The sequence below is a fragment of the Sinobaca qinghaiensis genome (assembly GCF_003610495.1).
Classification (GTDB): Bacteria; Bacillota; Bacilli; order Bacillales; family Marinococcaceae; genus Sinobaca; species Sinobaca qinghaiensis.
Genome location: NZ_RAPK01000006.1, coordinates 203044 through 223765 on the forward strand (window position 1 = coordinate 203044; position 20722 = coordinate 223765).

Below are 20722 nucleotides of genomic sequence, written 5' to 3' on the forward strand. Positions count from 1 at the left end.
GCAATCCGCTCCTTCCCAGACTCTCGTCAATGAACAGCCGCTGCCTCCACCTTCAGGGCAGATCTTTTATCTCCGGCTGCTTACACAATTTCTCAAGCAAAACAAACAGTAATAAACATAAAAAATACAATTATAGCTGTATGCCCTGAATGCAAGGCATATGGAAGAAAAGTGGTGACCGTAGTTGAGTAGTATCAATTTAGCAGGGTTGGAAAATATGACGCTCAAAGAGCTGTATCGTTTAGCGAAAGAATACAATGTTTCTTATTACAGCAAGCTGACTAAAAGAGAGCTTATTTTTGCGATTTTAAAAGGACGTGCCGAAAAAGACGGCCTTATGTTTATGGAAGGAGTACTGGAAATTATTACGACGGAAGGGTATGGGTTTCTACGTCCGATTAACTTCCTTCCGAGTTCAGAAGACATCTACATTTCTGCTTCGCAGATCCGCCGGTTTGAGCTTAGAAATGGAGACAAAGTATCCGGAAAGGTAAGGCCGCCTAAAGATTCCGAGAGATACCACGGCCTGCTTCAGGTCGAAGCCGTCAACGGCGAAAATCCGGAAAGTTCAAAAGAACGTCCTCATTTCCCTGCTCTGACAGCTCTTTATCCGGACCGGCGCATGAATATGGAAAACGCTCCCGGCCGAATCTCCTCGAGAATTATCGATTTGATTACTCCGGTAGGATTTGGCCAGAGAGGACTGATTGTAGCGCCTCCTAAAGCAGGAAAAACATCGCTGCTTAAAGAAATAGCCAACAGTATCACGGAAAATCATCCCGAAGCGGAACTGATTGTGCTGTTGATTGATGAACGCCCGGAGGAAGTAACCGATATTGAGCGTTCGGTTAAAGGCGACATTGCGAGCTCTACGTTTGATGAAGTGCCGGAAAATCATATTAAAGTAACCGAGCTGGTGCTCGAACGCGCCATGAGACTGGTTGAACATAAAAAAGACGTTATTATCCTGATGGACAGCATTACGCGTCTGGCAAGAGCGTATAACCTTGTAATTCCGCCAAGCGGAAGAACGTTATCCGGCGGTATTGACCCGGCTGCCTTTCACCGTCCGAAACGCTTCTTTGGTGCAGCTAGAAATATTGAAGAAGGCGGAAGCCTGACGATACTTGCCACGGCTCTGGTGGAAACGGGATCCCGCATGGATGATGTGATCTACGAAGAATTTAAGGGCACAGGAAACATGGAGCTTCACCTCGATCGTAAGCTGGCAGAGCGGAGAATTTTCCCGGCTATCGATATCCGCCGCTCGAGTACAAGAAAAGAAGAGCTGCTTACATCCAAAGAACAGCTCGAAAACCTGTGGGCGATCCGTAAAACGATGAATGATTCGCCGGATTTTGTAGACCATTTCATCCGCAGAATGAAGCAGACAAAGACGAACGACGAGTTTTTTGAAGAAATGGAAAAGGACAAAGCGAAGACAAAAGCTCGGCCTGCTCCTGCAAGAAGATAAAAAGTATTTCAATTTTACATTGAAAAAATGAGCTGGACTTGTTATAATCTCGTTATGTGTGATTACAAATTCTGATTCGAATAGAATTAGGGCAAAGGGAGTGAAATTAATGAAACAGGAAATTCATCCAAATTACCAAAAGGTAGTATTCATGGATACGAGCACAGGATTTAAGTTCTTGAGCGGTTCTACAAAGGGTTCTTCTGAAACAGTAGAATGGGAAGATGGCAACACTTACCCACTATTGAAAGTAGAAATCAGTTCCGATTCTCATCCGTTCTACACTGGTAAGCAGAAGCTTGCTGATGCCGGCGGACGTATCGATAAATTTAAAAAGAAATACAACATGTAAGACGAATAGGAAACAGGCAAGGGAACGCCGCTTGCCTGTTTTTTTATTTGGCAGAAAAGACAGCTGCAAAGCCCGGCGTGCCCGGCGGCAGTGAAAATAAAGCCGCAGGCAGGGTGCGGATTTCCGTTTTTTTACGAAAGGGAACCTCCGAATATATGCAGAAATATAGTATACTTTTACATAGAATAAACGCCAAGCTGCATGAAGCGGATGAAGCATAAGGAGTGGCAAAATGCATATTATGAGAAAAGAAGGCTGGGTCGAACTGATCTGCGGAAGCATGTTCTCCGGAAAGTCAGAGGAATTGATCCGCCGGATTAGAAGGGCGTCTTATGGCAGCTTAAACGTTGTTGTATTTAAGCCGGCTTTAGATAACCGGTTCAGCGAGGAAGAAGTAGTGTCGCATAACGGATCGAAGGTATGGTCTAAGTCTGTCGTTCATTCCCTCGATATTTTAAATGAAGTAGAAGAAGATGCGCATATGGTAGCGGTGGATGAAGTGCAGTTTTTCGATCCGCATATCGTAGCAGTGACAGAAGAGCTGGCCAATAAAGGAATTCAAGTAGTGGTGGCCGGTCTGGACCAGGATTTCCGGGGCGAGCCTTTTGGAGCCATCCAGGAACTAATGGCGCTCGCAGAAGACGTGACTAAACTGCAGGCCGTCTGTCCCAGATGCAGCTCTCCGGCTTCGAGAACGCAGCGCCTGATTGATGGAAAACCGGCGCACTATGAAGATGCAATTATATTAGTAGGAGCGGATGAATCATATGAGCCGCGCTGCCGTCACTGCCACGATGTTCCCGGCAGGCCGGACCGGCTTAAAGCTATTATGGAAGCATCTGCCGCCGAGTAGAAATTATATAATGAAAAAAGCCTCTTTCCTTGGAAAGGGGCTTTTTCGTAACAAAATAGAAGCCGGGAGTTAAAACTTAGGATTTTGCCCGGCGTGCTGTCTGCTGGATAGGATCCCAGACTCCGTTATAGGGAGGGGCATAGGAGAGGTCGAGATCTTCCAGCTCATCAATAGTGGCGCCGTAGTACATAGCGGTTGCGAGGACGTCAATCCGCTTATCGGCGCCTGCTTCACCGATAACCTGTGCCCCGATAAGCTTTCTGGATTCTTTTTGATGTAAAAGTTTAATGGTCAGCTCTTTATGACCCGGGAAATATCCTGCGATGTGGGAGGATTTACTGACCGTTGACACACACGGTATATTTTCCTCCCGTGCTTCTGCCTCAGACAGACCTGTCCGGGCCAGTGTTAAATCAAAGAACTGCAGGATGGATGTGCCGTTGATTCCTTTGAATTCTTTTGAAGTGCCTCCCATATTAAGTCCGGCGAGGCGTCCCTGTTTATTGGCATGTGTTCCGAGGGGAATATAGTCATTTTTTTCTTTCATACGGTGGAATTGAACGGCGCAGTCTCCTGCTGCATAAATGCTGTCTATGTTCGTTTCCATTTTTTTATTAACGATCACGGCGCCGTTATCAAATAGTTCAACACCGGAACCCTGCAGAAAATCAGTATTCGGCGACAGGCCGGTTGCGATGATAACCAGGTCCGCCGGATAGGTACCGCTTTCCGTAGAAATAGAGGAGACGCGGCTTTCTCCATTAATGGAAGTAACGTTTTCCTCCAGGTGGAGCGTCACTCCATGCTTTGTTGCTTCATCTATGATCATGTCGCCCATATCCGGATCAAACATGGATGCCAGGTGGCTTCCCCGTTGAATCATACGGACATTCTGACCGTTCCTGATCAGGTTTTCCGCCATTTCCAATCCAATATATCCGCCGCCGACAATAACCGTTTCCTGCACCGAAGGCAGCTCTTTAACAATTTTTTCGATGTCTGGAATTGTTTTGACGGTATGGACTCCTTCTTTGTCCGTACCGGACCATTCCGGAACAGTCGGACTTCCGCCGGAAGCAACAAGAAGCTTATCGTAGGAAACGGTAAATGGATCTCCGCTGGACAAATCCGTCCCGGAAACGGTCTTCTGTTTGGCATCCACCTTTGTAACGTGATGCAGCGTGCGGGCGTCAATTCCGTATTTACTGCGGAATGTCTCCACTTTTCTTGCAATCAGGTCCTCCGTTTTTGAGACCACTCCCCCGGCTATGTATGGAAGGCCGCACTGGGCATACGAATAAATGGTTCCCCGTTCGAGGGTCGTAATGTCGGCCTGTTTTGTATTCCGGACGAGCTGCATTGCTGCGCTCATTCCCGCCGCATCGCCGCCAATAATGACATATTTCATATCTGCATCTCCTGCTTTCTTTGTCAGTAATTAATTAGTTGTCAGGTTCTTTTCCCTTTCTTAAGATGAAAAAAACGAGAAAGAGGCCCGGCTGAAATATTGGAATGAAGGATGCTTTGACTGCCGATATGGCGTATACTATAATTATAAAGCTATGCAATAGTATAAAGAGGTGAAGTTTGTGATAGATCGATTACAAACGGTAGAGGACAGATATAATCATTTAAATGAGTTACTCAGTGATCCGGACGTTATAAGTGATACAAAGAAACTAAGAGAATATTCAAAAGAGCAGGCTGATCTTTCCAAAACGGTAGAAGTATATAGAGAATACAAAACAGTGACGGAAGAGCTTAAAGAAGCCAAGTCCATGCAGCAGGAAGCAATGGACAAAGAAATGGAAGACATGGTGAAGATGGAAATAGAAGAGCTGATAGAAAGACAAACGGCTCTTGAAGAAAAACTTCACGTCATGCTTCTGCCAAAGGATCCTAATGACGATAAAAACGTCATCGTAGAAATCCGCGGAGCGGCCGGCGGCGACGAAGCTGCCTTATTTGCCGGTGATTTATTTAAAATGTATTCACGTTACGCTGAAAAAATGAATTGGAAAACAGAAATAATTGAATCAAGCACCAGCGATGTAGGCGGCTATAAAGAAATTATTTTCATCGTAAACGGAAGCGGTGCTTATTCCAGGCTGAAATATGAAAATGGGGCCCACCGGGTGCAGAGGGTGCCAAGCACCGAATCCGGCGGACGCATTCATACGTCTACGGCTACGGTAGCTATCCTTGCAGAAGCAGAAGAAGTAGAGGTGGACATCCACGATAAGGATATCCGTGTGGACACCTTTACATCGAGCGGACCCGGCGGACAGAGCGTTAACACGACGATGTCGGCCGTCCGTCTGACGCACGAACCTACCGGCGTAGTGGTTTCCTGTCAGGATGAAAAATCCCAGATTAAAAACAAAGAAAAAGCAATGAAAGTTCTGCGGGCGCGTATTTATGATAAATTCCAGCGTGAAGCGCAGGCGGAATACGATGAAACAAGAAAATCTGCCGTAGGTACAGGAGATCGTTCCGAGCGGATCAGAACGTATAATTTTCCGCAGAGCAGAGTCACTGATCACCGTATCGGTTTAACGCTTCAAAAGCTGGACCAGATTCTGGCCGGCGAACTCGATGAAATTATTGATCCGCTGGTAGTAGAAGAACAGGCGGAAATGATGGAAAGAGCCAGCGAAAGATAATGAACATACCCTACGTATATGAGGCCCTTAACTGGGCTTCTTCTTTTTTAGGTGAACATGGCCGTGAGCCGCAGGCAGCTGTATGGCTTCTCTCATCGAGGATGAATGAAGATCAGACTTCTCTTCATCTTGACCGGGCCGAAAAGCTTACAGACGATGTGTGGAAGGTGTTTCAGACGGATGTAGCCACTCATGCGTCAGGCGTTCCGGTACAGCACATTACAGGAGAAGGTGCCTTTTACGGCAGAATGTTTTCTGTTAATGAACATGTGCTGATTCCAAGGCCGGAAACGGAAGAACTGGCCCATGAAGTGATTCAATGGCTGGGCAGTCAGAAACCGGGAATGACCCGGCGCGTGGTGGATATTGGAACAGGAAGCGGAGCTCTGGCCGTAACGATAGCGCTGGAAGCAGACGGCATAGAAATGACGGCAACAGATTTAATGGACGAGGCCTTGCAGAAAGCCAAGCAGAATGCCCGCATGCTGGGTGCAGGCGTGGAGTTTATTAAAGGAGATCTGGCCCGCCCGCTCGAAGGCCGCCTGTTTGATGTTATTGTGTCCAACCCTCCTTACATTCCGCTGGATCAGTGGGAGCAGCTCGACGACATCGTAAAAGACTATGAGCCGAGAACGGCTCTTGTCGGAGAAGATGATGACGGACTTTTCTGCTACAGACAGCTGGCGGAAGATATTCCGGCGCTTCTCAATCGTCCTGGTCTTGCTGCTTTTGAGATTGGAATGGATCAGGGAGAGGGAGCACTGGCTATTTTTAAGCAGGCTTTCCCGGACGAGCACGTATGGCTGAAGCAGGATATTAATAAAAGAGATCGAATGATTTTTGTAGAAAAAAAGTAAAAGTTATATACAAGCAGTTATCCACTTATTAAGATATTACTGTGGATAACTTTTTTATTTTTGTTATCTGTTAATAAAAACCTTAAAAATCAGTGATTTTCTATAAGTGGAAATGAGGGTAAAAAATTGAGTTATACACATACAAAGATCTGGACTGTGGATAAAAATAAAAAAACACTTCCGTCCGACCCATCCATTGTAGAAGCTGCCGACTATATCAAACGAGGAGAGGTAGTGGCTTTTCCTACGGAGACAGTGTATGGACTAGGTGCAGATGCTTCCAGCAGAGAAGCAGTGAATAAAATATTTGCTGCCAAAGGAAGGCCTGGGGATAACCCGCTTATCGTTCATATTGCAGATTATCCACATCTGGATAACTTAAACGTTCAGGTGGACGATGTCGAACGCAGATTGATGGAAGCATTTTGGCCGGGTCCACTGACTATCGTCCTGCACGGCATTTTTCCGGTATCGGCCAACGTCACGGCAGGGCTGGACACGCTGGCTGTCCGCATGCCGGACCATCCCGTGGCGCTTGCATTAATCAAAGCATCGGGAAAAGCACTTGCCGCGCCGAGCGCTAATTTATCCGGCAGGCCGAGTCCGACGAAAGCGTCCCATGTAACATTTGATCTTGACCGTAGAATTGCCGGAGTGGTCGATGGAGGAGAAACCGGATATGGGCTGGAGTCAACGGTTGTAGAATGGAAAGATGGCGTATGCTGGATTCTGCGGCCGGGGGGCGTTACGAAAGAGCAGATAGAAAAGCTGCTGCCGGACACCCCGGTAAGAAATGAAGCGGGAAGCAGTCAGGAGGCACCTAAATCACCTGGAACAAAATACCGTCATTATGCGCCGGACACGCCTCTTTTTTTAATAGAAGAATCCCGAATAATGAATGAAGTGCGCCGTGCCCGCAAACAGGGGAAAAAAACCGGGGTTTTGTCAAGCAGCGAAAGCTATAAAGATCTGGCAGAAGAAGCTGATTTCTGTCTTGATATGGGATCCGTCCACACCCCGGAGGTATTTTCCTCCAGGCTGTACAGTGCGCTGAGGGAAGCTGACGAGCACCGGCTTGATGTTCTTTTCTGTCCTGTATTTGAAGAAACAGAAATGGGTGCCGCGCTGATGAACAGACTTAAAAAAGCAGCGGAGGAGCCGGCTGCTGAATGAAGCCGTGAAGGTACGGGGCAAAAAGAATCTGTGATAAAATAGAAGCAAGCTTTAGTGAAAGATCAGCAGAAAGGAATGGCTGCGTAATGAAGCATGTCTTATTTGTATGCACAGGAAATACATGCAGAAGCCCTCTGGCGGAAGCCCTGCTTCTTCATAAAAACGAGGAAGAGATTGAAGTGAGGTCTGCCGGGGTATATGCAGCAGATGGCGTTCCGCCTTCCGTGGAAACGCTGGAAGTATTAAAAGAAAAAAATATTTCCTATCAGGAAACATCGAACCTTTTAACAAAAGAAATGATTGACTGGGCGGATATTGTTCTTACTATGACCGTCTCCCATAAACAGGCAGCGGCGGCTATGTATCCCTATGCAGCAGACCGGATATATACCCTTCATGAATTCGCCCTGGATGATAAGGGGCGGGATATTATGGACCCAATCGGCGCAGACACCGACGTATACAGGCAGACAGCTGCAGAGATTGAGCGTCTGATGGATCACGCTATACCAAAAATAAAGAGCTTGTAATAAGCATAAATAAGGAGAGTGCTGGGAATGAAAGTAGCGATTGGATCGGATCACGGCGGATATAATTTAAAAGAGGAAATTAAGACAATGCTTTCCAAAAAAGGTGTAGAAATAGAAGATGTAGGCTGCGACTGCGCGGATTCAGTGGATTATGCCGACTACGCTGTTCCTGTAGCGGAAAAAGTAGCAGCAGGAGAAGCGGACCGGGGCATCTTAATCTGCGGGACAGGTATTGGTATGTCCATTGCCGCAAATAAAGTCAAAGGTATCCGCTGCGCCCTCGTTCATGATTTGTTCAGTGCAAAAGCGACACGCGCCCATAATGACAGCAACGTGCTGGCCATGGGAGAAAGAGTCATAGGACCGGGACTTGCCCTTGAAATTGCAGAAACATGGCTTGATACAGAATTCGAAGGCGGAAGACACGAAAAGCGGATTGAGAAAGTATCGGCAATCGAAAACTAATTGAGGTGAAAGGCATGGAAAACGCAGCTCACTGGAGAGAATCCCTCACTGTATTTTTAGATGCTTTGCATCAGAAAAAAGCTCTTGACCACCGGCACGTTCTGATTATTGGAGCCAGTACAAGCGAAGTGATCGGCAGAAATATTGGTTCCGCCGGCTCAGAAGAAGTGGCAGAAGAGCTGTTTCAGGAGTTTGCTTCTTTTCGGGATAAAACAGGTGTGCATCTGGCTTTTCAAGGCTGTGAGCACATTAACAGGGCCATTACGGTAGAACGGGAAACCGCGGACCGGCTTCACCTGGATCCGGTAAGCGCTGTTCCCCATCCGCGTGCTGGAGGTGCAATGGCTTCGAGGGCCTACCGGAAAATGAAAGATCCGGTAGTAGTAGAGCATATTCAAGCAGACGCGGGAATTGACATTGGTGATACGTTTATCGGCATGCATATGAAGCATGTAGCGGTTCCCGTTAGAACGTCTATTGATGCTATTGGTTCGGCTCATGTTACTATGGCAGTCTCAAGACCCAAGTTAATCGGCGGAGAGCGTGCAAAATATTCACTGGAATAAAACTTAATGTTTTTTAACATTTTATTTATAAAGTACGGAAATAGCTGAATTAAAATGTTATAATGGCTTCGGATATTCAGAAAATGAGTCAAATAACGAATGATAAAAATGGTTGAGAGAGAAGGGAGCACTACAAATGTTAGAAACGGTTAAGAAAAAAGATGCTGCAGTATTTGAAGCAATGGAAAAAGAACTGCAGCGCCAGCGCGATAAAATTGAGCTGATCGCTTCAGAAAACTTTACAAGTGAAGCGGTAATGGAAGCTCAGGGGTCTGTTCTTACAAATAAATATGCAGAAGGTTATCCAGGCAAAAGATTCTACGGTGGATGTGAGCACGTCGATACGGTAGAGGATCTTGCACGTGACCGCGCGAAGGAAATTTTCAATGCGGAACATGCCAACGTGCAGCCGCATTCCGGTGCCCAGGCTAACATGGCAGTGTATTTCACTATATTGGAGCACGGAGATACAGTGCTTGGCATGAATTTGTCCCACGGCGGCCATTTAACTCATGGAAGCCCGGTAAACTTCAGCGGAATTCAGTACAATTTCGTAGAATATGGTGTGACAGAAGACAATCAGGTTATTGATTATGAAGAAGTCAGAAAAGCGGCATTAGAGCATAAGCCAAAGCTTATTGTAGCCGGAGCAAGCGCCTACCCGCGCGAAATAGATTTTAAGAAATTCCGTGAAATCGCGGATGAAGTAGACGCCTACCTTATGGTTGACATGGCGCATATTGCAGGGCTGGTTGCAGCAGGACAGCACCAGAACCCGGTACCGCATGCGCATTTTGTTACAACCACTACGCACAAAACGCTTCGCGGTCCCCGCGGCGGACTGATCCTCTGCGAAGAGCGTTTTGCTAAAAAGATCGATAAGACGGTATTCCCGGGCATGCAGGGCGGTCCGCTTATGCACGTAATTGCAGCAAAAGCTGTAGCCTTTGGTGAAGCGCTGGAGCCTGAATTTGTGGAGTACTCCAAGCAGATTATTGTCAACGCGGTTCGTTTGGGAGAATCCCTTGTAAACGAAGGTATTGATCTTGTATCCGGAGGCACTGATAACCATCTTCTTCTTCTGGATCTCCGCAAAATCGGCATCACAGGAAAAGTGGCCGAGAAAGCGTTGGATGAAGCCGGTTTGACTACAAACAAAAACGCGATTCCGTATGATCCGGAAAAGCCTTTTGTGACGAGTGGAATCCGTCTGGGAACTTCTGCAGTGACGACAAGAGGCTTCAAGGAAGCAGAGATGGACGAGCTTGGAAAAATCATTGCTCTTGTTCTGAAAAACACAGAGAACGAAGAGAAGCTGAAGGAAGCTGCTGATCGAGTAGATCAATTAACAGCACAATTCCCAATGTACCCGAATCTCTAGAACTGAATCTTTAAAACCGCGGCCGGATGCAGGCTGCGGTTTTTTTATGGAAAGACAGGGTCTTTATTTATCTGAATCATTGCTATTTTTCCGGAAACCTTGATTGCGGGGTAATTATTCGGTAGAATTTCAAAAGAAGTGTGCGCAGATAAAACGCTGAACACAGGTGACCGTTCATTCCATTCGATTATATAAAAGAGGAGCTGCATGTATGTCAAAAGTACACGTTTTAAATCATCCATTAATCCAGCATAAACTAACATTTATCCGTGATGTTTCCACGGGAACGAAAGAATTCAGGGAGCTGGTGGAGGAAGTTTCGATGCTGATGGCTTTTGAAATCACACGAGATCTCCAGCTGCAGGAAGTAACCGTGGAAACGCCGGTCGGCCCGGCAAAAGGACATACACTTGCTGGTAAAAAGCTTGGAATTGTGCCTATTTTAAGAGCTGGTCTTGGCATGTCCGACGGTATTTTATCTCTTATCCCGGCTGCAAAAGTAGGCCACGTTGGTTTGTATCGTGACCCTAAAACGCTGAAGCCTATTGAGTACTACGTAAAGCTTCCAAGCGACGTAGAGGAGCGTGAGTTTATCGTAATCGATCCAATGCTTGCGACAGGCGGTTCAGCTGTTGAAGCGTTGAACAGCCTTAAAAAACGCGGTGCTAAGAATATGAAGCTTATGTGCCTTGTGGCAGCTCCCGAAGGAGTAGCAGCCGTTCAGGAGGCTCATCCGGAAGTGGAAATATACCTTGGGGCGCTTGATGAGAAGCTTAATGAAAAAGGATATATCGTTCCTGGTCTTGGCGATGCCGGAGACCGTCTATTTGGAACAAAATAATAGTGAAAAAACCGTGTCTTTTTTTGACGCGGTTTTTTTATTTCATGGAAAAGAAATAAAAGTGTAATAATAAATTTACAATCAAATTGTCATCTAATAGTCACATTTCCGAAAGGCGCTCAAACCCTTATATTGCAAGGTTTTTTTCCTCATTATGGATTGACAGAAAACTCTCCCTATTGTACGATTACTAAGGATATATGATAGGGTTTTCATGTTCATGAACAGACGAGTTCAAATCAGGATCTAGTTAAGCAAACGCTTAAGCTTCTCCTTTGAACCCTCCTAAGCAGCTGTACATAGTTATTATCTGCAGGTTCGTGCAGAGCAATCTTCATTTTAAAAGTAAGTCTATGAAGCTTGGGAGGCAATATTTTAACGTTTTGATTCAGGGTGACGGACTAGTCCGTCTGCTGAAAAAAAGAAGGAGAAGGTCAGATGTCTTCCTTTCAGGAAAATTACAAGCGCTATTTTATGCTGAGTGCAGCAGTCGTTTTTATTTACGCAGTATGCGCAGCACTGACGTCACACAGCCTGTTTTTCTTGAGCCTGGCTACTGGATCTCTGCTGGGATTGTTTAACTTATGGAGCATGTACCGTGATACGCAGGCCGCCGCTGATTTTGAACGTTCGAATAAACTCGCGTTTGCTCTGGGAATGCCTGCGAGAGTGGGAGCCGGCGTCGTTATTGCCCTTCTGTTTCTGCAGTTTCCGGAACACTTCGGCATTGTGCCGCTGGCGGCTGGTTTAATGACTCCATACCTTATCATTCTTTTTTCTTTATTATTTTTTGCTTTTTCGTCCGATTGATGGGGTAACACAGTCATTTGCTAAACTATAGGAAAAGGGGTGAATTTAACCATGGATCACGAATTTCCGATAGCCTACGATGTGTTTGGCATTCCGGGCTTTCATGCGAATCTGTCGAATATTCTTATGCTGACAGTAGCAGCCGTGATCGTATTTATCATAGGAATGATCAGTGCGAGATCGATAAAAATGAAGCCGACAGGAATGCAGAATGTATTTGAATGGGTCATTGATTTTATTAAAAATATTATTTCCAGCACGATGAGCTGGAAAACCGGGGAACGGTTTTTCGGATTAGGAATTACTATTTTCTTATTTATTTTAGTAGCCAACCTTCTGGGTGTTCCTTTTATGCTGTTCACAGAACAAACGCATACAGTCTGGTGGAGGTCGCCGACAGCAGACCCGATCATTACAATGACTTTTGCGATTATGGTGCTCGTGCTCTGCCACTATTACGGAATTAAAATTAGAGGCGGTAAAGAGTACGTTAAGGACTTCTTCCGCCCTATCCCTTATTTATTCCCATTTAAAGTGCTTGAGGAATTTACGAACACGATTACGCTGGGAATGCGGCTGTTCGGTAACTTGTATGCAAAAGAAATTCTGCTTACAATGCTTGCCGCAGCAGGTGGAGCAAGCATACTGGGCGCGCTTGGCGCAAGTGTGCCGATGATTGCATGGCAGGCCTTCAGCTTGTTTATCGGTTCCATCCAGGCTTTTGTATTTTTAATGCTTACCATGGTGTATCTGGCTCATAAAGTAGAAGAAGAACACTAGAATCTTGATATCGGAAACAGCAGATTTGATATAAATTATAATACTAGGAGGATTTTTATTATGGGAGCTTTAGCAGCAGGAATCGCGGCAGGACTAGCCGCACTAGGTGCAGGTATTGGTGTATCACAGATCGTACGCGGAACAATTGACGGTGTAGCCCGTCAGCCGGAATTAAAAGGTACATTACAGACGCTTATGTTTATCGGTGTGGCACTCGTTGAGGCACTTCCAATCATCGCAATCGTTATCGCCTTTATCTTAATGGGTCAATAACTGCCGGCCAAATACAAGCCGGTTTAAAAATGGCGAAGTCCTTCAATTGATACTTCGCCATTCCTTTTGTATAAATGTAGAAAGGAGTGAAAGAAATGCCAGAAACACTAACGTTAGTGGATCCTTTATTTTCGATTGTGACATTTATTATCCTTCTCCTTCTTCTCCGGAAGTTTGCATGGGGACCGATGATGAACATGATGCAGGAGCGGGAAGAAAAGATCGCAGATGATATTGATACAGCGGAGAACAACCGCCTGGAATCAGAGAAATATTTAGAACAGCAGAAGCTTGAAGTAGACCGTGCCCGTGAAGAGGCGCAGTCCATTATAGAATCAGCCAAGAAAACAGGGGAGCAGCAGGGCCGTGAAATCGTAGAACAGTCCCGCCGTGAATCCGAACAGGTGAAAGAAAACGCCCTGGCCCAGATCCAGAATGAAAAAGAGCAGGCTATTGCTGAATTAAGAGAGCAGGTATCAACGCTTTCCGTTATGATTGCAACGAAAATCATTGAGAAAGAACTTGATGAGGCGGAGCAGGAAAAGCTTATTGAAGAATATCTTCAAGAGGCAGGCGGAAACCTATGAGCAACCCAGCAGCAGCGAGAAGATATGCCGTAGCTTTATTTGAACTGGCCGGCGAAAAAGGCATGCTTGAAGAAATCAATAATGAGCTTCAAGTGGTGAAAGAAACCTTTGTCCAGAATCCTGCATATGTAGACTTTTTGGAAAATCCAAAAGTCACCCAGGATAAAAAAGCAGCATCTATTCATGAAGTATTTCTTTCAACAAACGATATGATACGCAGCACTCTGCTGCTTTTGTTAAAGAAAAGGCGCATTGACTGTACTGTACTTATCGCTGAACAGTATGAAAAACTTGCAGATGACCAGCAGAAGCGCGGTTATGCGAAGGTATATACTGTAAAGCCGTTAAACGAGCAGGAAAAAACACGCATTTCCGAAGTGTTTGCAAAAAGAGTCGGAAAAGATACTGTATTTATTGAAAACATCATTGATTCATCTCTCATTGGCGGTATGAAAATACGCATTGGAGACACTATCTTTGATGGAAGCGTAAGAAATCAACTAAATCGTCTGGAACATCAGCTGATTTCCGGAAAAGACCTTAGATAGGGGGGAACACAATGAGCATCAGACCAGATGAGATAAGCTCTCTCATTAAGCAGCAGATTGAAGGATTTGAAACCGATGTGCAGGCAAGCGAAGTTGGTACTGTTATTCAGATTGGTGATGGTATCGCACGTGCTCACGGCCTAGAAAACGCAATGGCCGGTGAACTGCTTGAGTTCTCTACCGGAGTGATGGGCATGGCTCAGAACCTGGAAGAAAACAATATCGGTATTATTATTTTAGGACCCTACTCCGACATTCGTGAAGGAGACGAAGTAAAGCGTACAGGACGCATCATGGAAGTTCCGGTAGGCGAAGAAATTCTTGGACGCGTTGTAAACCCATTAGGCCAGCCGTTGGACGGACAGGGCGCTATCGGCACGACGAAAACACGCCCAATTGAAAGTCCGGCACCTGGTGTTATGGATAGAAAATCCGTACACGAGCCGCTTCAGACAGGGATTAAAGCGATTGACTCCATGATTCCTATCGGCCGCGGCCAGCGTGAGCTTATCATCGGTGACCGTCAGATTGGTAAGACTTCTATTGCAATTGATACGATCATTAACCAAAAAGAAGAAGATATTATTTGTATTTACGTAGCAATCGGCCAGAAGGAATCAACCGTTGCAAACGTAGTGGAAACGCTCCGTCAAAAAGGTGCGCTTGATTATACTATTATTGTAAACGCTGGTGCTTCTGACCCGGCTCCGCTTCTTTACCTGGCGCCATATGCCGGCGTATCCATGGGTGAAGAATTCATGTACAACGGAAAGCATGTACTCGTTGTATTTGATGACTTGACCAAACAGGCAGCCGCTTATCGTGAACTTTCGCTGCTTCTCCGCCGCCCGCCGGGCCGTGAAGCATTCCCGGGTGATGTTTTCTATATTCACTCCCGTTTACTTGAACGTTCTGCAAAATTAAGTGATGCAAAAGGTTCCGGTTCCATGACGGCTCTTCCGTTTGTTGAGACGCAGGCAGGCGACGTGTCCTCCTACATTCCAACTAACGTTATTTCCATCACGGACGGTCAGATTTTCCTTCAGTCCGACCTGTTTTATTCCGGTGTTCGTCCTGCCGTTAACCCGGGTATCTCTGTATCCCGTGTAGGTGGCTCCGCCCAGATTAAAGCAATGAAAAAGGTAGCCGGTACGCTCCGTCTGGACCTGGCAGCATTCCGTGAGCTGGAGGCATTCTCCCAGTTCGGCTCGGATCTTGATGAGTCTACTCAGGCGAAGCTGAACCGGGGCGCACGTACAGTAGAAATGCTTAAGCAGGACTTGAATAAGCCGCTCCGCGTGGAAAAGCAGGTAGCAATTATCTATGCTTTGACACAGGGCTATCTTGATGATGTACCCGTAACAGATATCCAGCGTTTTGAATCAGAGCTTATGGCCTACCTCGATGCGGAAGAAAAAGCGCTTCTTGATGGTATCCGTGAAACTGGAAACCTTCCTGAAAAAGAAGACTTTAACCGTGCAATCGAAGGATTCAAACGTACATTTAATCCGACAAAGTAATATAAGATAATCACCCTAAAGAAGAAGGTGGTGAGATAGTATGGCCTCTTTACGTGACATTAAAAACCGAATTAATTCGGTGAAAAAAACAAAGCAGATAACAAAAGCGATGCAGATGGTATCCGCTTCGAAACTGAACCGTGCCCAGCGTCATTCCCAGGCATATGAACCTTATACAAGAAAGATAAAAGAGGTTGTGGCCAGTATTGCTGCGAGCAAAACGGATGCAACCCATCCTATGCTTGAAGAGCGGCCTGTTCAAAAAACAGCGTATATTATGATTTTTTCCGATCAGGGACTTGCCGGCGGCTATAATGCCAGCTTGTTCAGGAGTTTCATGCAGACGGTGGAAGAGCGCCACTCTTCGAAAGAAGAGTATGGCGTGATTGTAATCGGCAGAATCGGCAGGGATCTTTTGAAACGAAAAGATATTACTATTTTTGATGAAGTAACGGGCCTTTCCGACCAGCCGAGTTTTGAAGATATTAAAAACATTACACGGCTTGCCGTGGACATGTATAAAGACCAGGCAATAGACGAGCTGAACATCTGGTACAACCATTTCGTGAATCCTATTCAACAGGACGTTACGGAGAAAAAAATTCTGCCGCTTACGGATTTTGCAGAAGAAGATCAAAGTAACCAATCCTACGAATACGAGCCTTCCGAAGAGGCAGTACTTGAACAGCTTCTGCCCCAGTATGCAGAAAGCTTGATTTACGGGGCATTGCTGGATGCCAAGGCGAGTGAGTTCGGTGCGCGGATGACCGCCATGAGCTCAGCAACAGATAACGCTACAGGCATCATCGATGAACAGACTATTGTTTACAACCGTGCAAGGCAGGCAGCAGTTACGCAGGAAATAACCGAGATTGTCGGCGGTGCTGCAGCACTGGAATAAAAGCCTTTAAAGTAACAGTGAGGAGGGAAATGAATGAACAACGGACATATTACTCAGATCATGGGACCGGTTGTGGATGTTAGATTTCCAGACGGCCACCTTCCTGAGTTAAATAACGCACTGACTATTTCGCAGTCAAGTACGGCGGAAGGAACATCCGAGGTGCACGTAACGCTTGAAGTAGCGCTGCATCTTGGCGACAACTCTGTTCGTACCATTTCCATGGGCTCTACAGATGGATTGGTTCGAGGCACAGAAGTAGTAAATACCGGCGGTCCTATTTCCGTTCCTGTCGGCGAACAAACTTTGGGACGGGTATTTAATGTACTTGGCGATACCATTGACTTAGATGACAAGCTGGAAGAAAGTGCTGGAAGCAGAAGCCCTATTCACAGACAGCCCCCTAAGTTTGATGAACTCTCTACACAGGCAGAGATCCTTGAAACGGGAATTAAAGTAGTTGACCTGCTTGCCCCTTACGTAAAAGGCGGAAAGATCGGCCTGTTCGGAGGTGCCGGTGTTGGTAAAACGGTTCTAATTCAGGAGCTTATCAATAACATCGCGCAGGAGCACGGCGGTATTTCCGTGTTTGCCGGTGTTGGTGAGCGTACGCGTGAAGGAAACGACCTTTATTTTGAAATGACTGATTCCGGGGTTATTAAAAAGACCGCCATGGTATTCGGTCAGATGAACGAGCCGCCTGGTGCACGTATGCGTGTAGCCTTAACAGGTTTAACTATGGCAGAGCACTTCCGTGATAAGGAAGGAGCAGACGTTCTGCTCTTTATCGATAACATCTACCGCTTTACCCAGGCTGGTTCTGAAGTATCCGCCTTGTTGGGACGTATGCCATCAGCGGTTGGTTACCAGCCTACCCTGGCCACTGAGATGGGCCAGCTGCAGGAACGTATCACTTCCACTAAAACTGGTTCCGTAACGTCTATCCAGGCGATCTATGTACCGGCCGATGACTATACAGACCCGGCTCCGGCTACAACGTTTGCCCACTTGGATGCGACAACAAACCTGGAGCGTAAATTAACAGAGCAGGGTATTTATCCGGCTGTGGATCCGCTTGCTTCCACGTCCCGTGCCCTTTCACCGGACATCGTAGGAGAAGAGCACTATCAAGTGGCGCAGGAAGTTCAGCAGACGCTTCAGAAGTATAAAGAACTGCAGGATATCATTGCTATTCTAGGTATGGATGAGCTGTCGGAAGAAGATAAGCTCGTTGTACACCGCGCAAGACGTGTACAGTTTTTCCTATCCCAGAACTTCCACGTAGCAGAACAGTTTACCGGCCAGACAGGATCGTATGTCCAGGTGAAAGACACCATCAAAGGATTCCGCGAAATTCTGGATGGAAAACATGATGACGTGCCTGAAGATGCATTTCGTCTAGTAGGCCCAATTGAAGCTGTGCTGGATAAAGTAAAAGCATCGTCTTAATAATGGAGGCTGCTGTGAAGGAGGATAAATGATGTCTACTACCAATCTTAGTATCGTTACTCCTGACGGCACAGTTTATGAGGGAGAAGCTGACCTGGTCAGTGTACGTTCCACCACGGGGGAACTCGGTATACTGCCAGGCCATATTCCTTTAGTTGCGCCCCTGGAAACAAGCCCTGTGCGGGTGAAAACAAATTCAGGCACAGATCTTGTAGCAGTGAGCGGCGGCTTTGTAGAAGTGCGTCCTGATACGGTCACTATTTTAGCCGAATCAGCAGAGCGTCCGGAAGAAATAGACAAAGATCGTGCGCAGACGGCAAAAGAAAGAGCGGAAGAGCGACTAAACCGTGCTAAACAGGAAGAAATTGATATCAAGCGGGCTCAGCTTGCTTTAAAGCGTGCCAATACCAGACTTGAAGTAGCAAAACAAAAATAAAAAATGGTTCACTGTGTCTAAACAGTGAACCATTTTTTATTTTTATACGTTAGCTGAGTAAGCAAACCTTTTAGTATCAGCAATTCTTTTCTATATTTGTAATTTTCTATCTATTGTTGTAATCTTTTTGTAAAGGTAACTTAAAAAACATGTTATATTATATGTACTATTTCTGTAAATATGGTACATTAGGTAAGGAATTATTTAAATTTTTCTTATTTTGTGCAACTTTTGTCCCTAATTATAAAAAATAATGGGAAAAAACAATGGACCGTTTATGTTTTTACTGAGAGGGAAAAAGAATAATGGAACTTGAAGGAAAAGACTAGGAATTTTGACCCTTCTTTTATATCTGCAGATAGCTTATGATAGTGTGCGGATTGTACCATCCTCAATAAGGAGTTTTTTTAATGGATGCCGGCCAGGAAGCAGTTTTACATATACTCGTAAACATCTTTTTTCTCATAGTAGTATGGTGGAGCCTGCAGGCCTTTCGTTTTGACGTCTTTTTGAGGAATCCCGAAGGCTTGAAAGCTAAATTGCTTTATTTATTTGTCACGATAGCTATCAGCTATCTCGTCAGCTCTTTCTTTATGGAGTATCTTCAGGGTTCTTTCATGTTAAGAAATCTGCTCTAAAAGGAAATTTTTAAGAAATAACAATTAATCTGTAACCTTTGCTGCATGCTGCCGACTATATTAGGTGGAAACGTGCTCGGTGCAGCATAACTGTAAATCGTAACTGTAACTAACTTAAGATAATCATTGGATAATAAAAATGACTAATAACGATGTATTAAATAGTGGAGGGAATAATGGTGGAAAAAATTCTAGTACGAGGCGGAAAACGCTTAAAGGGATCAGTGAAAGTAGAAGGAGCTAAAAACGCCGTTCTACCTGTTATTGCAGCATCACTGCTTGCAGAAACGGGAAAAAGCACGATCTATGAGGTACCGCCTTTAGCCGATGTATATACAATGAAGAGCGTCCTTTCCCATATCGACGCGGCAATTGATTATAAGGATGGGGTTTTTACAGCTGATGCGAGTGGATCTATCGGCACGGAAGCTCCGTTTGAATATGTTCGCAAAATGAGAGCATCCTTTCTTGTTATGGGCCCGATGCTTGCAAGAAAAGGACTTGCCCATATTGCACTTCCAGGCGGATGCGCAATTGGTTCCCGTCCAATTGACCAGCACCTGAAAGGATTCGAAGCGATGGGTGCTGTTGTGGAAATTGGCAACGGCTATATCGAAGCCAAGGTAGAAGGCCGTCTGCAGGGAGCCCGTATATACATGGATTTCCCAAGCGTAGGCGCAACGGAAAACATTATGATGGCTGCAGCTCTTGCAGAAGGAACAACTATTCTGGAAAATGTAGCAGAAGAGCCTGAAATTGTAGACCTTGCCAACTATATTAATGCAATGGGCGGTAAAGTACGCGGAGCGGGAACAGGCACTATCCGCATTGAAGGCGTAGAAAGCATGCAGGGTGCTGTACACACAATTATACCTGACCGTATTGAAGCAGGTACCTTCATGATTGCCGCAGCTATTACAGGAGGAGAAGTGTATGTAGAAGGAGCTCTTCACGAGCACCTTCGTCCTCTCGTAGCGAAAATGAGAGAAATGGGCGTTATCATTGAAGACGAAGATAATGGAATGCTTGTTAAAGGTCCAGATATGCTTCGTCCGGCTGATATTAAGACACTTCCGCATCCCGGCTTTCCAACAGACATGCAGGCTCAGTTCATGGCCCTGCTCACACAGGCTCATGGTACAGCCGTCATTACGGAAACAGTTTTTGAGAATCGTTTCATGCACGCAGAGGAATTCCGCCGCATGAACGCTGATATTAAGACAGAAGGCAGAACAGCTGTTGTTACAGGACCTGCTCACTTAACCGGAGCAGAAGTTGCAGCAACAGATCTTCGCGCAGGTGCTGCTCTTGTTCTTGCCGGATTAGTGGCAGAAGGAGAAACATCTGTAACAGAGCTCCGCCATCTTGATAGAGGATACGTAGACTTCCATCAGAAGCTGCAGGCGCTTGGGGCAAATGTAACGCGTGTCAGCGTAGAAGATAATCAGGTGGAAGAAGTTGAAGAAAATACAGTACTTCGTTCCGTACAAAACCGTTAATATGTAAAAAAAAAGCCCGGCGCTTCTGCGCCGGGCTTTTTTTTAGGGGAAAATGGATAAAAAAAGTACACATTGTTCCACTTGTGCCGATATAGAGATAAAGATGATCAAAAGCAGCGGAAAGAA

At 45.7% G+C, this 20722-nt stretch carries 23 protein-coding genes; 22 read left to right on the forward strand and 1 reads right to left on the reverse strand.

Translation table 11 applies throughout. The annotated features are described in order from the left end of the window. Window positions 1-184: 184 nt before the first annotated feature. The 3 genes from rho to ATL39_RS01390 all read left to right on the forward strand — a co-directional run bounded on the left by rho (window position 185) and on the right by ATL39_RS01390 (window position 2679). A complete protein-coding gene (gene rho, locus ATL39_RS01380) occupies window positions 185-1474 on the forward strand; it encodes a transcription termination factor Rho (protein ID WP_120191494.1) in 1290 nt (429 codons plus the stop codon). A 109-nt stretch (window positions 1475-1583) separates the two neighbouring features. Continuing rightward, window positions 1584-1826, forward strand: a complete 243-nt coding sequence (locus ATL39_RS01385) for a type B 50S ribosomal protein L31 (protein WP_120191495.1) — start codon at window positions 1584-1586, stop codon at window positions 1824-1826. Window positions 1827-2058: 232 nt separating this feature from the next. Beyond that, window positions 2059-2679, forward strand: coding sequence for a thymidine kinase (locus tag ATL39_RS01390; protein WP_120191496.1), 621 nt, complete (start codon window positions 2059-2061; stop codon window positions 2677-2679). Between the two features lie 76 nt (window positions 2680-2755). Here ATL39_RS01390 and ATL39_RS01395 read toward each other — a convergent pair whose 3' ends face one another. Continuing rightward, window positions 2756-4087: an FAD-dependent oxidoreductase gene (locus ATL39_RS01395; protein WP_120191497.1), complete on the reverse strand. Its 1332-nt coding sequence runs from the start codon at window positions 4085-4087 to the stop codon at window positions 2756-2758. Between the two features lie 181 nt (window positions 4088-4268). Here ATL39_RS01395 and prfA point away from each other — a divergent pair, with 181 nt between their 5' ends. The 19 genes from prfA to murA all read left to right on the forward strand — a co-directional run bounded on the left by prfA (window position 4269) and on the right by murA (window position 20596). After that, a complete protein-coding gene (gene prfA, locus ATL39_RS01400) occupies window positions 4269-5342 on the forward strand; it encodes a peptide chain release factor 1 (RefSeq protein ID WP_120191498.1) in 1074 nt (357 codons plus the stop codon). Beyond that, entirely contained in the window at window positions 5342-6199 is an 858-nt protein-coding gene (gene prmC, locus ATL39_RS01405; RefSeq protein ID WP_120191499.1) for a peptide chain release factor N(5)-glutamine methyltransferase, read from the forward strand. Before prfA ends, prmC begins: the two co-directional genes overlap by 1 nt. A gap of 126 nt (window positions 6200-6325) precedes the next feature. Further along, a complete protein-coding gene (locus ATL39_RS01410) occupies window positions 6326-7372 on the forward strand; it encodes an L-threonylcarbamoyladenylate synthase (RefSeq protein ID WP_120191500.1) in 1047 nt (348 codons plus the stop codon). Between the two features lie 86 nt (window positions 7373-7458). Then, window positions 7459-7902 (forward strand): low molecular weight protein arginine phosphatase, encoded by a 444-nt coding sequence (locus ATL39_RS01415; protein WP_120191501.1) that lies wholly within the window; start codon window positions 7459-7461, stop codon window positions 7900-7902. 27 nt (window positions 7903-7929) lie between these two features. Beyond that, a complete protein-coding gene (gene rpiB, locus ATL39_RS01420; protein ID WP_120191502.1) occupies window positions 7930-8367 on the forward strand; it encodes a ribose 5-phosphate isomerase B in 438 nt (145 codons plus the stop codon). A gap of 14 nt (window positions 8368-8381) precedes the next feature. Further along, window positions 8382-8933, forward strand: a complete 552-nt coding sequence (locus ATL39_RS01425) for a TIGR01440 family protein (protein ID WP_120191503.1) — start codon at window positions 8382-8384, stop codon at window positions 8931-8933. A gap of 136 nt (window positions 8934-9069) precedes the next feature. Further along, a complete protein-coding gene (locus tag ATL39_RS01430; RefSeq protein ID WP_120191504.1) occupies window positions 9070-10314 on the forward strand; it encodes a serine hydroxymethyltransferase in 1245 nt (414 codons plus the stop codon). A gap of 211 nt (window positions 10315-10525) precedes the next feature. Continuing rightward, on the forward strand, window positions 10526-11155 hold the full coding sequence (gene upp / locus ATL39_RS01435) for a uracil phosphoribosyltransferase (RefSeq protein WP_120191505.1): 630 nt from the start codon (window positions 10526-10528) through the stop codon (window positions 11153-11155). Window positions 11156-11593: 438 nt separating this feature from the next. Then, window positions 11594-11965, forward strand: coding sequence for an ATP synthase subunit I (locus ATL39_RS01440; protein ID WP_120191506.1), 372 nt, complete (start codon window positions 11594-11596; stop codon window positions 11963-11965). Window positions 11966-12016: 51 nt separating this feature from the next. Continuing rightward, the gene (gene atpB / locus ATL39_RS01445) at window positions 12017-12745 is read left to right on the forward strand and encodes a F0F1 ATP synthase subunit A (RefSeq protein WP_120191507.1); all 729 of its coding nucleotides are present in this window, start codon (window positions 12017-12019) and stop codon (window positions 12743-12745) included. A 60-nt stretch (window positions 12746-12805) separates the two neighbouring features. Next, complete coding sequence (atpE, locus tag ATL39_RS01450) at window positions 12806-13018, forward strand: F0F1 ATP synthase subunit C (protein ID WP_120191508.1); 213 nt, start codon at window positions 12806-12808, stop codon at window positions 13016-13018. A gap of 95 nt (window positions 13019-13113) precedes the next feature. Next, window positions 13114-13605 (forward strand): F0F1 ATP synthase subunit B, encoded by a 492-nt coding sequence (gene atpF, locus ATL39_RS01455; protein WP_120191509.1) that lies wholly within the window; start codon window positions 13114-13116, stop codon window positions 13603-13605. Next, window positions 13602-14153 carry a F0F1 ATP synthase subunit delta gene (locus ATL39_RS01460; protein WP_120191510.1) on the forward strand — a complete coding sequence of 184 codons (552 nt, stop codon included), beginning with the start codon at window positions 13602-13604 and terminating at the stop codon, window positions 14151-14153. The genes atpF and ATL39_RS01460 overlap by 4 nt, the downstream gene beginning before the upstream one ends. A gap of 11 nt (window positions 14154-14164) precedes the next feature. After that, window positions 14165-15673 (forward strand): F0F1 ATP synthase subunit alpha, encoded by a 1509-nt coding sequence (gene atpA / locus ATL39_RS01465; RefSeq protein ID WP_120191511.1) that lies wholly within the window; start codon window positions 14165-14167, stop codon window positions 15671-15673. A 40-nt stretch (window positions 15674-15713) separates the two neighbouring features. Continuing rightward, entirely contained in the window at window positions 15714-16574 is an 861-nt protein-coding gene (gene atpG / locus ATL39_RS01470) for an ATP synthase F1 subunit gamma (RefSeq protein ID WP_120191512.1), read from the forward strand. A 33-nt stretch (window positions 16575-16607) separates the two neighbouring features. Beyond that, on the forward strand, window positions 16608-18023 hold the full coding sequence (gene atpD / locus ATL39_RS01475) for a F0F1 ATP synthase subunit beta (protein ID WP_120191513.1): 1416 nt from the start codon (window positions 16608-16610) through the stop codon (window positions 18021-18023). Window positions 18024-18054: 31 nt separating this feature from the next. Continuing rightward, window positions 18055-18459, forward strand: coding sequence for a F0F1 ATP synthase subunit epsilon (locus tag ATL39_RS01480; protein WP_120191514.1), 405 nt, complete (start codon window positions 18055-18057; stop codon window positions 18457-18459). A gap of 410 nt (window positions 18460-18869) precedes the next feature. Then, window positions 18870-19097: a DUF1146 family protein gene (locus ATL39_RS01485; protein ID WP_120191515.1), complete on the forward strand. Its 228-nt coding sequence runs from the start codon at window positions 18870-18872 to the stop codon at window positions 19095-19097. 179 nt (window positions 19098-19276) lie between these two features. Then, window positions 19277-20596 (forward strand): UDP-N-acetylglucosamine 1-carboxyvinyltransferase, encoded by a 1320-nt coding sequence (gene murA, locus ATL39_RS01490; protein ID WP_120191991.1) that lies wholly within the window; start codon window positions 19277-19279, stop codon window positions 20594-20596. Window positions 20597-20722: the final 126 nt, after the last annotated feature.